The sequence below is a fragment of the Herbaspirillum sp. C7C2 genome, assembly GCF_022627865.1.
Lineage (GTDB): Bacteria > Pseudomonadota > Gammaproteobacteria > Burkholderiales > Burkholderiaceae_D > Herbaspirillum > Herbaspirillum frisingense.
In genome coordinates this window covers 178061-191319 of sequence record NZ_JABXGI010000001.1, presented here as the reverse complement: position 1 = coordinate 191319, position 13259 = coordinate 178061, and the positions used below count along the sequence as shown (strand labels likewise).

Below are 13259 nucleotides of genomic sequence, written 5' to 3'. Positions count from 1 at the left end.
TTCGGCACGAGCTGACCCTAGCGGGCGATATCGATGACCACCTTGCCCCGGGCCTGAGCTTCGCTGACCAGCGCGTGGGCCTGGTTGACCTGCTCCAGTGTAAAGCGATGCGTATCGGTGAGCACGCGCAACTGCCCGGCATCGACCATGCGGGCGGCCTCGGCCATGATCCGGCCGTGACGCGCACGCTCCTGCCCGGTCAGCAGCGGCAGCAGGGTGAAGACGCCCGAATAGCTGGCCGCCCGGAACGACAGCGGCGCCAGCTTGTGCACGCCCCAGCCCAGGCAGCTGACGACATGACCGAGGTAACGCCGGGCGGCCGCGAACGAGGCATCCAGGGTCGCGCCGCCGACGGTGTCGTAGATGACATCGAAGCCCTCGCCGCCGGTGTACTGCTGCACGTACTGCTCCACCTCCTGGGCGCGGTAGTCGATGGCGGTGGCGCCCAGGCTCTCGATCACGGTCTTCTGGTCGGCGCTGCCGGTGGCATAGACCTCGGCACCCAGGGCGACAGCGATCTGCACGGCCACGTGGCCCACGCCACCAGCGCCGCCGTGGATCAATACCTTCTGCCCTGGCTGCACGCGGGCGCGGTCAACCAGGCCTTCCCAGGCGGTGATGAAGATCAGCGGCAGCGCGGCGGCTTCGCGCATGGACACCGTGCGGGGCTTGTGGGCCAGCAGATCGGCATCGAAGGCGGCGAACTGCGCCAGCGAACCGGGGACGCCACCGATGCCGCCGCTCATGCCGAAGACTTCGTCGCCGGGCGAAAATCGCGTTTCACCGGGCGCCACGGATTCGACCACGCCGGCCATGTCCATGCCGAGGATGGCCGGCAGGCGGGTCTGGGCGTGGGCGGCATTGCCGGCCTGGATCTTGGTATCGAGCGGGTTGACGCCGCTGGCAGCGATGCGTACCAGCACCTGGCCGGGACGCAGGCTGGGCGTTTCAATGTCGGTGATGTCGAGTGGTGCGCCGAAGCGGGTGAGGACGGCGGCTTGCATGGTGGCAGGGATGGCGTGGGTCATGATGGCTTCCTTGAGACTGGGTGGACGGGTGGATATCGCCATGCGCCAGGTGGCGGTGAGGTCGATGCACGCAGTCTAGGTAGCCCGGGCCAGCGGAAAAACCGGGCGCGACCGAAGTCAGAATTGCGGGGTTGCGGATAATCGCGGCGTCGTGAGGCCCTAGAATCTCGCTAACGGATGACGACAACCAAACCGGGGAGAAAAAGATGGACAGGCTGGACATGCTCAAGGTGTTCTGTACCGTGGTCGAGGCTGGCGCGTTCAGTCGGGCGGCCGAGAAACTGTCGATGTCGACCTCCTCGGTGACCACCCACGTCGCCGCCCTGGAGGCACATTTCAAGGTGCGGTTGCTCAACCGCACTACGCGCAGCATGTCGCTCACCGAAGAAGGCCGCCACTGCCACCAGCAGGCACTGCGACTGCTGGCGGACATGGGCGAGCTGGAGGCCGGCTTGCGTGCCTCCGATACCCGTCCGGCCGGTGTGCTGCGGGTCGACCTGCCCAGCGTCATCAGCCGCCGCTATGTGGCGCCCGCGCTGCCACGTTTCTTGCGCCAGTACCCGGAGCTGGAGCTGCGCATCACCGTCAGCGACCGCATGGTCGACATGGTGGAAGAAGGCGTGGACGTGCTGGTGCGCATCGGCGCGCTGGGCGACTCGGGGCTGGTGGCGCGCAAGCTGGCCGCGACCCGTTACCTGTGCTGCGCCGCGCCGGCCTTCCTGCAGCAATACGGCTGGCCGGAAACGCCCGACGCACTGGACCAGTTTGCCTGCCTGGGCTTTCTCAATCCGCGTACGCGCATGGTCCGGCCCTGGCGCTTCAGTCATGAGGGGAAGGAAAGCTCGCATATTCCCCGGGGCCTGGTGATGATGGATCACGTAGAGTCGATGGTGGCGGCCGCCCAGGCCGGTTGCGGCATCATCCAGCAGATGTCGGTGACCCTTGCTCCGGCCTTGCAGGAGGGCAGTCTGCTACCGGTGCTGTCCGAATGGCAGGCGGCTGGTCCCGATATCGTCGCGCTCTACCAGCCCACACGTCGGGAAACCGCCAAGGTGAAAGTTTTTGTCGAATTTCTGCGCGAGATATTCACAACGTGAATGATGAATCGCCCGCAATCCCTCGCAAATCCAGTCTTCATGCGGTTTTTAACGAAATCGATGTTATGCGCCACAGTAATGAAAAAACAGAATTTTTTTGATTTGTAATTACCTACTACATAAGTCGGGTATTTTCCGCTACAAATTTGCGTAAATTCTTTTTTATCGGGGTACAATCGCTGCCACTTTCTTGCATTCTCGACTGTCGAAGAGTGAGCAAAACCCGCCGCCGTCCACGGTGACGGGCAAGGTGGCCGGCCTCGGCGAGGCGGTCGCCATCGACAAGACCGCCGTCTCGCAGCCTGATGTGAACACCCCATCGCCTGGAAACGACGATCCTGCCGTGCCAACCGAATTCATCAACTTAGTGGCATTGGAGGTAGCATATGAACCAACCCCTCATGGCAGGCATTCCCGCAGTGAACGCCCCCGCCTACGTCAAACACCAGAAACTGATCAACTGGGTCGCAGAAATCGCCGCGCTGACCAAGCCGGCTCGCATTTACTGGTGCGATGGCTCCCAGGAAGAATATGACCGCCTGTGCGGCGAAATGGTCGCCGCCGGCACCATGAAGAAGCTGAACGCCGAAAAGCGTCCCAACAGCTACCTGGCCTGCTCCGATCCGTCGGACGTGGCGCGCGTGGAAGACCGCACCTTCATCTGCTCCAGGAATAAGGAAGACGCCGGCCCGACCAACAACTGGACCGACCCGGCCGAGATGCGCCAGACACTGAACGGCCTGTTCGATGGTTGCATGGCCGGCCGTACCCTGTACGTCGTGCCGTTCTCGATGGGCCCGCTGGGTTCGCCCATTGCCCACATCGGCGTGGAACTGTCGGATTCGCCCTATGTGGCGGTGAACATGCGCATCATGACCCGCATGGGCAAGGCGGTGTACGACGTGCTGGGCAGCGATGGCGAGTTCGTGCCTTGCGTGCATACCGTGGGCGCACCGCTGGCCGCCGGGCAGAAGGACGTGCCCTGGCCGTGCAATGCCACCAAGTACATCGTGCACTACCCGGAAACCCACGAAATCTGGTCCTTCGGCTCCGGCTACGGCGGCAACGCGCTGCTGGGCAAGAAGTGCTTCGCGCTGCGCATCGCTTCCACCATGGGCCGCGCCCAGGGCTGGCTGGCCGAGCACATGCTGATCCTGGGCGTGGAATCCCCGGAGGGCAAGAAGCATTACGTCGCAGCGGCCTTCCCATCGGCCTGCGGCAAGACCAACTTCGCCATGCTGATCCCGCCCAAGGCCTTCGGCGGCTGGAAGGTCACCACCATCGGTGACGACATCGCCTGGATCAAGCCCGGTGCCGATGGCCGCCTGTATGCGATCAACCCGGAAGCCGGCTACTTTGGCGTGGCCCCGGGCACCAACGAGAAGAGCAACTACAACTGCATGGCCTCTGTCTCGGCCAATACCATCTTCACCAACGTGGCGCTGACCGATGACGGCGATGTCTGGTGGGAAGGCATGACCAAGGAAGCCCCGGCCCACCTGATCGACTGGCAGGGCAAGGACTGGACGCCGGAAATCGGCAAGGAAACCGGCCGCAAGGCGGCTCACCCGAACGCCCGCTTCACCGTCGCCGCCACCCAGAACCCGGTGATCGACCCGGCCTGGGATGATCCGGCCGGCGTGCCGATCTCGGCCTTCATCTTCGGTGGCCGCCGTTCCACCACCGTGCCGCTGGTGACCGAAGCCCGCAACTGGGTCGAGGGTGTCTACATGGCCGCCACCATGGGTTCGGAAACCACCGCTGCGGCTGTCGGCCAGCAGGGTGTGGTGCGTCGTGACCCGTTCGCCATGCTGCCCTTCGCCGGCTACAACATGAGCGAATACTTCCAGCACTGGCTGGACATCGGCAAGAAGATCGCCGCCTCCCCGGCCGAGCTGCCCAAGATCTACTGCGTCAACTGGTTCCGTACCGATGCCGACGGCAAGTTCGTCTGGCCGGGCTTTGGTGACAACATGCGCGTGCTGAAGTGGATGCTGGACCGCATCGAAGACCCGCAAGGCGTCAAGACCGGCGGTGTCGAGCACCTGTTTGGCGTCACCCCGCGTTTCGATGACCTGCAATGGGAAGGCCTGGACTTCAGCGCCGAGCAGTTCTCCACCATCACCTCCATCGACAAGGCCGCCTGGCTGAAGGAACTGGAGCTGCATGCGGAACTGTTCGACAAGCTCAAGCACAAGCTGCCGCCCGAACTGCAGGGCGTGAAGGACAAGCTGGAGAAGAAGCTGGCAGCCTAAGCTGACCGGCACGGAGAAGACGAGAAGCGCCTGCCGCAGCGATGCGGCAGGCGTTTTCTTTTGCGGATCAGCCTCGGATCAGCCTCGGATCAGCTCTGTATCAGGCCGGCCAGCGCCTGACGCAGCGTGGCCGGCAATTCCACCGGCCGCCGTGTAGCGCGATCCACATAGACATGCACGAAGTGGCCGCGTGCCGCCGTCAGCTCTTCGCCGGCCTTGAAGATACCCAGTTCGTAGCGCACGCTGCTGCGACCCATGTGTGCCACCCGCACGCCGACCTCGATCGCATCCGGAAAGGCGACTGACGCAAAATAATTGCAATGGGTTTCGATGACCAGGCCGATGACTTCCCCGTGCTCGATATCCAGCACGCCCTGTTGCACCAGGTAGTAGTTCACGGCGGTATCGAACCAGCTGTAGTAGACGACGTTGTTGACGTGACCATAGACGTCGTTATCCATCCAGCGCGTCTGGATCGGGTGGAAATGCGGAAAATCGGCGCGTTGGCCGGCTTGCGGTCGGGAATCACTCATCTCGGGCAGGGCGTCAGGATTGGTCGGCTTGTGCGGCTGCACAAGAACGGCAGGCTTGCAGTAACATTGCTCCCACTTTCGCTGCTCCCCGGTCAGACGTCGGCCGGAGCGTCGAAAGTGCTTCATCTTAAGCGATCGATATCGGATTTTGGCTCGCGTCGCGCTTGCATCTGCAGGCCGTGCCGCCATGTGATCCGGGTGCCCGGGCTGTTTGCCGGTCGCTGGCGAGTCCGATAGCCTCGCCTCTACGACTGATAGTTAAATCCAATCAAAAGTATTGATTAAATAAAATTGATCTATTTTGTTTGGCGTTCTACTATTCAACCCATCGCTTCACTCAACCCCCCTTAAAAGGAAATCGACATGTCCCTGATCAACACCACTATCAAACCGTTCAAGGCAACTGCTTACCACGATGGCAAGTTCGTCGACATCACCGAAGCCACCCTGAAGGGCAAGTGGTCCGTGTTCGTGTTCTACCCGGCGGACTTCACCTTCGTGTGCCCGACCGAACTGGAAGATCTGGCCGACAACTACGCTGAATTCAAGAAGCTGGGCGTTGAAGTCTATGGCGTGTCCACCGACACCCACTTCGCCCACAAGGCATGGCACGACACCTCCGACGCCATCAAGAAGGTCCAGTACCCGCTGGTGGGCGACCCGACCGCTACCCTGGCACGCAACTTCGAAGTGCTGATCGAAGAAGAAGGCCTGGCACTGCGCGGCACCTTCGTGATCAATCCGGAAGGCGAAATCAAGGTCATGGAAGTGCATGACAACGGCATCGGCCGTGACGCTTCGGAACTGCTGCGCAAGGTCAAGGCTGCACAATACGTCGCCTCGCACCCGGGTGAAGTCTGCCCCGCCAAGTGGGAAGAAGGCGCTGCCACCCTGAAGCCGTCCCTGGATCTGGTCGGCAAGATTTAATTTCCGATTGGGCTACTGCGCGGCGCGATCTCTGCGCTGCGATGCTCACCGTACTCAAGTACGGTTGCGCTTCTCCCGCAGACCTCGGGCCGCTCGCTACGCCTACTCGGCAATTAAATTCAGCTAGAAATTATCCTGTAGTACCTGTCTGGAGCGGCCCCTTTGGGCCAGCGGCGGATCCCCACAAGGGCCAAGCCGTGCTCCAGAAGACTCGAATCTCCCAACTAGGAAGTAATCATCATGCTTGATGCCAATCTCAAGACCCAATTGAAGGCCTATCTGGAAAAGGTCAGCCACCCGATCGAGATCGTCGCGTCGCTCGATGATGGCGCCAAGTCCCGTGAGATGCAGGAACTCCTGCAGGAAATCGTGCTGCTGTCGGACCGCATCAAGCTGGTCGAGCAACGCGACTCCAGCGCGAACGCACGTACCCCGTCGTTCACACTGAACCGCCCCGGGACCGATATCAGCGTCGAATTCGCCGCGATCCCGATGGGCCACGAATTTACCTCCCTGGTGCTGGCCCTGCTGCAAGTGGGCGGGCACCCGATCAAGCTCGACGACAAGGTCATCGAGCAGATCAAGAATCTGGATGGTGACTACAGCTTTGAGACCTATGTCTCGCTGACCTGCCAGAACTGCCCGGAAGTCGTGCAGGCCCTGAACGTGATGTCCATCATCAACCCGCGCATCCGCTCGGTGACCATCGATGGCGCGCTGTTCCAGGGTGAAGTCGAGCAACGCCAGATCATGGCCGTGCCGACCGTGTACATGAACGGTGAAGTGTTCGGCCAGGGCCGTACCGGCGTGGAAGAAATCCTCGCCCGTCTGGACACCGGCGCCGCCGCCCGCAAGGGTGAGGAACTGAGCGCCAAGGAAGCCTACGACGTGCTCATCGTCGGCGGTGGTCCTGCTGGTGCAGCTGCTGCAATCTATGCCGCCCGCAAGGGTATCCGCACCGGTGTGGTGGCTGAGCGTTTCGGCGGCCAGGTACTCGATACGCTGGCGATCGAAAACTTCATCTCGGTGAAGGAAACCGAGGGCCCGCAATTTGCCACCGCGCTGGAACAGCACGTCAAGGCGTATGACGTCGACATCATGAACGTGCAACGCGCCGAGGCCCTGGTGCCGGGCGACAAGCTGATCGAAGTGAAGCTGGCCAACGGCGGCGTGTTGAAGGGCAAGACCGTGATCCTGTCCACCGGCGCCCGCTGGCGCAATGTGAACGTGCCGGGCGAGCAGGAATACAAGAACAAGGGCGTGGCCTATTGCCCGCACTGCGATGGTCCGCTGTTCAAGGGCAAGCGCGTGTCGGTGATCGGCGGCGGCAACTCGGGCGTGGAAGCGGCCATCGACCTGGCCGGTATCGTCGCCCATGTGACCCTGATCGAGTTCGCTGCTGAACTGAAGGCCGATGCAGTGCTGGTGCGCAAGCTGAAGAGCCTGCCCAATGTCACCATCGTGACCTCGGCGCAGACGACCGAGATCACCGGCGATGGCCAGCGCGTCAACGGCATCAGCTACAAGGAGCGTGATACCGGCGAGGTCAAGCACGTGGAACTGGAAGGCGTGTTCGTCCAGATCGGCCTGGTGCCCAATACCGAATGGCTGAAGGGAACGCTGGCGCTGTCCAAGCATGGCGAGATCGAGATCGATGCCCGTGGCCAGACTTCGATTCCCGGCGTGTTTGCAGCGGGTGACGTGACCACCGTGCCGTTCAAGCAGATCGTCATCGCCGTGGGTGCTGGCGCCACTGCAGCCCTGTCGGCCTTCGATCACCTGATCCGCTCCTCGGCTGACGATGTCGCGCCGGCCGTGACCAAGGAAGCCGTGGCTGCCTGAGCATCATCGCAGTCCTGAACAAAACGCCACCGGTTCGTTCCGGTGGCGTTTTTGTTTGTGGGATGCCTGCATCGGAGTCGGCATCTCACGCATTTCACGCATCGCATGCCTATCCAGTAGGCATAAAAAAACGCCATCGATTGCTCGATGGCGTTTTGCTGGGTGCCGAAGCAGCCGGAAGACCTGCTTACTTGAACATCAGGCGCAGCGAATCCCAGGCGCGGCCGATGAAGCCGGCCGGACCCACCGATTCCAGGGCCACTACCGGCAGTTCTGCCACGGTCTTGTCATCGATGGTCACCTTCAGGGTACCGATCTTGGCGTTTTCCGAGATCGGAGCGATCAGCGGATCGTTGCGATCCAGCTTGGTCTTGACCTTGTCGGCGCTGCCCTTGGGGATGGTGATGTAGACATCGTTCTTGAAGCCGACCTTGATCTTGCCCTGCGAACCCTTCCATACGTCAGGCGTATCGACCGGCTGGCCCTTGGCGTACAGCTTGACGGCGTCGAAGTTCTGGAAGCCCCAGTTCAGCAGCTTCTGGCTTTCCTGCGTACGGACCTGGTCGGAGACGGTACCGATCACCACCGAGATCAGGCGGCGCTCGCCGTTGGGCACCGGGCGATGGGCCGAGGTGATCAGCGAATAGCCGGCGCTGGAAGTGTGACCGGTCTTCATGCCGTCCACCGTCGGGTCCAGCCACAGCAGGCGGTTGCGGTTGGGCTGGGTGATGTTGTTGTAGGTGAACTTCTTGACGGAGTAGTAGCGCTTGTAATAGTCGGGGAAGTCGTTGATCAGGTTGCGGCACAGGATCGAGAGGTCGCGCGCGGTGGTATAGGTGTCCGCGCTGGGCAGGCCGTGCGGGTTGCTGAAGTGGGTATTGGTCAGGCCCTGGCGCTGGGCTTCGCGGTTCATCAACTGCACGAAGGCGTCTTCGGTGCCGGAGACCGCTTCGGCCACGGCCACGGCGGCATCATTGCCGGAGACCGAGATCAGACCGTACAGCAGGTTGTCGATGGAGACCGGTTTGTTGGGCTCGATGAACATCTTGGAGCTGCTCGGGTCGACCTTCCAGGCGTTGACCGAGACGCTGACTTCCTGTTCCAGGCTCAGGCGCTTGTCGCGCAGGGCGGCAAAGGCCAGGTAGGCGGTCATCAGCTTGGTCAGCGAGGCTGGCTCCACGCGGGTGTCCGGATCGGCGGAGGCGATCACCTGGTTGGCCGAGGCATCCAGCAGCAACCAGCTCTTGGCAGCCACGGTAGGCGGCGGCAGACTCTGGGCGGAAGCGGTAAGGGCGGAAACGGAAAGGACGGTTGCGGCGAGCGCCGCGAGAAGCTTTTTCATCGGTGCCTAAGAAAAATTGCCAGCACGGGGGGACATCGTAGCTGTTGGTTTGAAAAGAGAGTAAGGCAGGGCAGGCTCAGTTTGAGGTGGCAGCGTGGCGAAGGCGCCGAGGACACCGGGCCGGCTGCACGCACTGAATTATAAACGTCATGTGGCTTCGTTCCCAATTGAATGGATCTTCACCCCGAAAATCCCCTCACGAAACCGGCATGGCGCCCTGTGCTTCACAGCGCCGCCGTGCCTTCGGGCCGTCGGTGAAAAACGCTCAGGCCTGAAGCTGCGCCGGGCGGCGATGCCAGCTTTCGACCACGACGTTTTTGATATGTTGCAGCTTGCGGTGAAAAAAGTGGTCCGATCCCGGAATGACGACTACCGGCAGTTCCTGCGGGCGGGCCCAGTCCAGTACGGCGGTCAGGGGAATGGTGTCGTCCTGCTCGCCGTGGATCAGGATGGTATTGGCCGGAGCCGGTGGCATGGGCCACTTGCCGGCGGCGGTGCCGACCAGCACCAGGCGCTCGGCAGCCGAGCCCGCATCCTGTTGCAGCAGGCGCTGCTGCAGTTGGGCCTGGACGAAGGTACCGAAGGAAAATCCGCCCAGCGCCAGCGGCAGGTCCGGATACTGGTTGCGCATGTGTTGCAGCAGCAGGGCCATGTCGTCGGTCTCCCCGGCGCCATGGTCGTGCACGCCCTCGGACTTGCCCACGCCACGGAAATTCATGCGTACCGCCACATAGCCCAGCGCCAGGAAGGTGCGGGCCAGGGTTTGTGCGACCTTGTTGTCCATGGTTCCGCCATAGAGCGGGTGGGGATGGGCCACCAGGGCCAGGCCGACCGGGGCGGCGAAGAGTTCGGGGTCAGGCAGGTCGAGTGCGCATTCTAGCTGGCCGACGGCGCCTGCGATCATGAAATTCTGGGTGTGTGCGTTCATGGCTTGCTGAAAACTGTGATGGAGCGTGCTGCTAGATCTTGAGGCGGTCGACCACCTTGCCACCGACGATGTGGCTGTCGATGATCTCGTCGATGTCTTCGTTATCGACGTAGGTGTACCAGGTGCCCTGCGGGTAGATCACCACCACCGGGCCTTCTTCGCAGCGCTCCAGGCAGCCGGCCTTGTTGATGCGGACCTTGCCGGGTGCCGACAGGCCCAGTTGCTTGATGCGCTTCTTGGCATGTTCCTGGGCTGCCTGGGCACCCTTGTCGGCACAGCAGGTGCGCTCGCCCGGCTTGCGCTGGTTCAGGCAGAAGAAGACGTGGTGTTCGTAGTAGGGTTGATCGCTCATGGATGAAGACCTCTGGACAGTGGCGACGCTGCCGGCGCGGGCCGGCAAAGCGTCAATGATACACCCCGCTCAGACTTGCCTGCGGTGCACCGGGTGGAACAGGAACCAGATCGCCAGGAAGGGCCACAGGACCGACAGGAACTGGGCGGCGCCGTCGAAGTTGAGGAACTTGCCCTGTACCCAGGTCTCCAGTGTGGAGAGGTAGTAGGGGTTGGCCGGTACCGCATTGGTCACCACCAGGCTCAGGATCAGCGCCAGTGCGGCGACGCGTCGCTGTGCCGTGGGGGGCGCCCAGGTCAGTCCGGCGATCATCAGGGTGCCCAGCATGATCCCGCCCACGGCGCTGGGCGAAATCCAGATGAAGGCATTCTGGGGCGCGAAGAACAGCGCGCAGGCCAGCGACTTGGCCGCGATGCAGGCCAACAGGTACAGCGCCACCAGGCGCCGCCGTGGTGCCTGCCTGCGCAACAGCAGCAGGAACAGCAAGGCGGCCCCGGTCAGGCCGCAGGCGGTGACGATGACGTCGGCCAGCCAGTACTGCTCGGCACTGAGCTGGGCGCTGTTGAGCCAGGTAGTGGCCAGGTCGATGGGGGTATCGAGCAGGTCGGAAAAGAAGGCCGACAAGGGTGGCACCAGATGACCCAGGCCGAACAGGTGGTTCTGGGGATAGATCAGCGCCAGCGGCCACAGGCCCGCCACCGCCAGTCCGCGGCTGGCTTCACCCGAGAACCAGCGCCGCCGTACCAGCAGGAAGCGGCTCTCGTGCAGGAAGTAGCGACTGCAGAGCGCTCCCAGTACGGCGCCCAGTGCGGCCCCGGCGGAGTTGGTCAGGAGATCGAGGTTGGAAGGCACGCGGGTCGGCAGGTAGGTCTGCACCGCCTCCATGCAGGCCGACAGCAGCGCCCCGCCCAGCATGGCCGGCCATACGGCCCACCACGGCCGGATGCGCGGATACATGGCCAGCACCAGCAGCGCTCCCAGGGGCGCGTAGCCGGCGACATTGGTCCAGACGTCGAAGGCGGTCCAGTAATAGGGTAGCCGCGCGCCCAGGTAGTCGAAGGGTTTGATGCCCATGTCGCGCCAGCCGCTGAAGGGGTACCAGCTGGCGTAGACGATCAGCAGGGCATAGACCAGCAGGCTGACCCGCGCAAAGGAAGACGCGGTCGGCGCAGCAGGAGCGCGGGTGCGGTTGGCCTCGCTGTTGGCGGCGGAATCGGTTGGAGCTGGCATGCGCCAGAGGGTAACCGATTTCGCGGGCCGCCGCCCCTGCCGTCCCTACTGCCCCTGGCCCGCCGCGCGGACACTGTCTGCCGGTACAATGCGCGCTATGACCCTGACTTTTCCCATGCCCGCCGAATCGGAATCGGCGCCGCTGGTGCGTCCCGAGCGCATCGGCATGTTGCTGGCCGGCTCCGACCGCGATGGCCAGCAACGCATCGACGTCGAGGCGGTGGCCCAGACCGGTTCCACCAACGTCGACCTGATGCAGCGTTTGAGCAGCCTGCAACGCCCTCTGTTGCTGGTGGCGGACCGCCAGACCGCTGGTCGCGGCCGCGCCGGCCGTCCCTGGCGCGCGGCCCCCGAGGATTCGCTGACCTTTTCGCTGGCCTGGCGCCTGCAGCGCCCTACGCATGCTTTGCTGGGTCTGCCGCTGGCCATCGGCGTGGCGCTGGCCGAGGCGCTCGAAGTGTTCGGCGTGCGCCCGCAGCTGAAATGGCCCAATGACGTGCTGCGCGACGGCGCCAAGCTGGCCGGCATCCTCATCGAGACCGCTTCCGACGGTGGGCGCGGTGACGCCACCTGGGCGGTGATCGGCATTGGTATCAACCTGGCCGTGCCGGTGGGCCTGGCCGACGAGCTGCAGCGTCCGGTGGGGGCGGCGACCGAATTGCAGAAGGCGCCCCGCGAGACGGTACTGGCCATCATCGCCAGCGCCCTGGCCGGCGTGCTGGAGGAGTTCGAACAACGCGGCTTCGGTGCCTTCGTCAAGCGCTGGGAAGCCTTCCACGCCTACGCCGGACAGTCCGTCAAGATCGTCGACAACGGTCGCGTGGTCCATGAGGGGACCGCCGTTGGGGTGGACATGATGGGCCGCTTCCTGATGGATACCGAGCTGGGCCAGGTCGAGGTGCTGGCCGGTGACCTGTCGTTGCGCCTGCAGGACGGATGATGCTGCTGATCGACGCCGGCAATACCCGTATCAAGTGGGCCCTGTCCAGCGTTGACACGGCCGTGACGGGCGGCTGGCTGCAGCAGGGCGCGGTCGAGCGTGCCGACGTGGCCACGCTGTTGCAGGCCTGGTCAGGCATGGTGGTGCCGACTGCAGGAATGCAGGTGTGCGTCTCCAACGTGGCCGGCCCGGCGTTGCGGGACAGCCTGCAGGCTGTCTTGCAGGAGGCTTTCGGGCCGCGTGTCATCGTCGAATGGTTTGCCTCCACCGCCGAGCGTGCCGGCGTGCGCAACGGCTATCGCCATCCCGGCCAACTCGGTTGTGACCGTTTCGCCGCCGCCATCGGCGCGCGCGCGCTATTTCCCGACGAGGAATTGCTGGTGGTCACCTGTGGTACGGCCACGACCATCGACGTGCTCAGTGCCGCTGGTGTGTTCGAGGGCGGCATGATCCTGCCCGGCTTCGGCACCATGGCCACCTCTCTGGCGCTGAACACCGCGCAACTGCCACGCATCGATGGCGCGGCACCGCCCGAGAAGGTATTTGCCGACAATACGGTGGACGCCATCGTTTCCGGTTGCATCGCCGCCCAGGTCGGGGCGATCGAACATGCGCTGGTGCAACGCCAGCTCGCGCGACCCCGGGCGCGGGTGCGCTGCCTACTGTCCGGTGGTGCCGGCGTGCTGCTGGCGCCTTACCTGCGGCTGGGCGATACGGCGCTGGAAAAAGTGGATAATCTGGTCCTGCTCGGCCTGCAGACGGCCATGAACCATGGGCGTTGAAGC

Annotated in this window: 12 protein-coding genes; 6 read left to right on the top strand and 6 right to left on the bottom strand. The window is 63.5% G+C overall.

What is annotated here, in order from left to right; all coding sequences use genetic code 11:
* Positions 1–17: 17 nt before the first annotated feature.
* Entirely contained in the window at positions 18–1028 is a 1011-nt protein-coding gene (locus HWE04_RS00915; protein WP_006461395.1) for a zinc-dependent alcohol dehydrogenase family protein, read from the bottom strand.
* Positions 1029–1234: 206 nt separating this feature from the next.
* On the opposite strand from HWE04_RS00915, the gene HWE04_RS00910 reads away from it, so the two are divergent.
* Together HWE04_RS00910 and HWE04_RS00905 are read left to right on the top strand one after the other, a co-directional pair.
* Positions 1235–2125, top strand: a complete 891-nt coding sequence (locus HWE04_RS00910) for a LysR family transcriptional regulator (protein ID WP_241811235.1) — start codon at positions 1235–1237, stop codon at positions 2123–2125.
* A 386-nt stretch (positions 2126–2511) separates the two neighbouring features.
* The gene (locus HWE04_RS00905; RefSeq protein ID WP_241811234.1) at positions 2512–4380 is read left to right on the top strand and encodes a phosphoenolpyruvate carboxykinase (GTP); all 1869 of its coding nucleotides are present in this window, start codon (positions 2512–2514) and stop codon (positions 4378–4380) included.
* Positions 4381–4469: 89 nt separating this feature from the next.
* Here the strand turns inward: HWE04_RS00905 and HWE04_RS00900 are convergent, their stop codons facing one another.
* Positions 4470–4913 (bottom strand): acyl-CoA thioesterase, encoded by a 444-nt coding sequence (locus HWE04_RS00900; RefSeq protein ID WP_006461401.1) that lies wholly within the window; start codon positions 4911–4913, stop codon positions 4470–4472.
* A gap of 363 nt (positions 4914–5276) precedes the next feature.
* Here HWE04_RS00900 and ahpC point away from each other — a divergent pair, with 363 nt between their 5' ends.
* Complete coding sequence (gene ahpC / locus HWE04_RS00895) at positions 5277–5840, top strand: alkyl hydroperoxide reductase subunit C (RefSeq protein WP_006461404.1); 564 nt, start codon at positions 5277–5279, stop codon at positions 5838–5840.
* Positions 5841–6080: 240 nt separating this feature from the next.
* Positions 6081–7682, top strand: a complete 1602-nt coding sequence (gene ahpF / locus HWE04_RS00890; RefSeq protein WP_006461406.1) for an alkyl hydroperoxide reductase subunit F — start codon at positions 6081–6083, stop codon at positions 7680–7682.
* Positions 7683–7869: 187 nt separating this feature from the next.
* On the opposite strand, the gene HWE04_RS00885 is transcribed toward ahpF, so the two are convergent.
* The 4 genes from HWE04_RS00885 to HWE04_RS00870 all read right to left on the bottom strand — a co-directional run bounded on the left by HWE04_RS00885 (position 7870) and on the right by HWE04_RS00870 (position 11534).
* Positions 7870–9024 (bottom strand): D-alanyl-D-alanine carboxypeptidase family protein, encoded by a 1155-nt coding sequence (locus tag HWE04_RS00885; protein WP_241811233.1) that lies wholly within the window; start codon positions 9022–9024, stop codon positions 7870–7872.
* A gap of 265 nt (positions 9025–9289) precedes the next feature.
* Positions 9290–9952: an alpha/beta hydrolase gene (locus HWE04_RS00880; protein ID WP_006461408.1), complete on the bottom strand. Its 663-nt coding sequence runs from the start codon at positions 9950–9952 to the stop codon at positions 9290–9292.
* Positions 9953–9983: 31 nt separating this feature from the next.
* Positions 9984–10304 carry a (2Fe-2S) ferredoxin domain-containing protein gene (locus HWE04_RS00875; protein ID WP_006461409.1) on the bottom strand — a complete coding sequence of 107 codons (321 nt, stop codon included), beginning with the start codon at positions 10302–10304 and terminating at the stop codon, positions 9984–9986.
* A gap of 69 nt (positions 10305–10373) precedes the next feature.
* On the bottom strand, positions 10374–11534 hold the full coding sequence (locus HWE04_RS00870) for a VanZ family protein (RefSeq protein ID WP_241811232.1): 1161 nt from the start codon (positions 11532–11534) through the stop codon (positions 10374–10376).
* 97 nt (positions 11535–11631) lie between these two features.
* On the opposite strand from HWE04_RS00870, the gene HWE04_RS00865 reads away from it, so the two are divergent.
* Positions 11632–12474 carry a biotin--[acetyl-CoA-carboxylase] ligase gene (locus tag HWE04_RS00865; protein ID WP_241811231.1) on the top strand — a complete coding sequence of 281 codons (843 nt, stop codon included), beginning with the start codon at positions 11632–11634 and terminating at the stop codon, positions 12472–12474.
* On the top strand, positions 12471–13256 hold the full coding sequence (locus HWE04_RS00860) for a type III pantothenate kinase (protein ID WP_241811230.1): 786 nt from the start codon (positions 12471–12473) through the stop codon (positions 13254–13256). The genes HWE04_RS00865 and HWE04_RS00860 overlap by 4 nt, the downstream gene beginning before the upstream one ends.
* Positions 13257–13259 lie beyond the last annotated feature (3 nt).

Coding starts and splice junctions, on each gene's coding strand:
- HWE04_RS00915 (WP_006461395.1), bottom strand. CDS start 1,028: ATGACCCACGCCATCCCTGCCACCATGCAAGCCGCCGTCCTCACCCGC.
- HWE04_RS00910 (WP_241811235.1), top strand. CDS start 1,235: ATGGACAGGCTGGACATGCTCAAGGTGTTCTGTACCGTGGTCGAGGCT.
- HWE04_RS00905 (WP_241811234.1), top strand. CDS start 2,512: ATGAACCAACCCCTCATGGCAGGCATTCCCGCAGTGAACGCCCCCGCC.
- HWE04_RS00900 (WP_006461401.1), bottom strand. CDS start 4,913: ATGAGTGATTCCCGACCGCAAGCCGGCCAACGCGCCGATTTTCCGCAT.
- ahpC (WP_006461404.1), top strand. CDS start 5,277: ATGTCCCTGATCAACACCACTATCAAACCGTTCAAGGCAACTGCTTAC.
- ahpF (WP_006461406.1), top strand. CDS start 6,081: ATGCTTGATGCCAATCTCAAGACCCAATTGAAGGCCTATCTGGAAAAG.
- HWE04_RS00885 (WP_241811233.1), bottom strand. CDS start 9,024: ATGAAAAAGCTTCTCGCGGCGCTCGCCGCAACCGTCCTTTCCGTTTCC.
- HWE04_RS00880 (WP_006461408.1), bottom strand. CDS start 9,952: ATGAACGCACACACCCAGAATTTCATGATCGCAGGCGCCGTCGGCCAG.
- HWE04_RS00875 (WP_006461409.1), bottom strand. CDS start 10,304: ATGAGCGATCAACCCTACTACGAACACCACGTCTTCTTCTGCCTGAAC.
- HWE04_RS00870 (WP_241811232.1), bottom strand. CDS start 11,534: ATGCCAGCTCCAACCGATTCCGCCGCCAACAGCGAGGCCAACCGCACC.
- HWE04_RS00865 (WP_241811231.1), top strand. CDS start 11,632: ATGACCCTGACTTTTCCCATGCCCGCCGAATCGGAATCGGCGCCGCTG.
- HWE04_RS00860 (WP_241811230.1), top strand. CDS start 12,471: ATGATGCTGCTGATCGACGCCGGCAATACCCGTATCAAGTGGGCCCTG.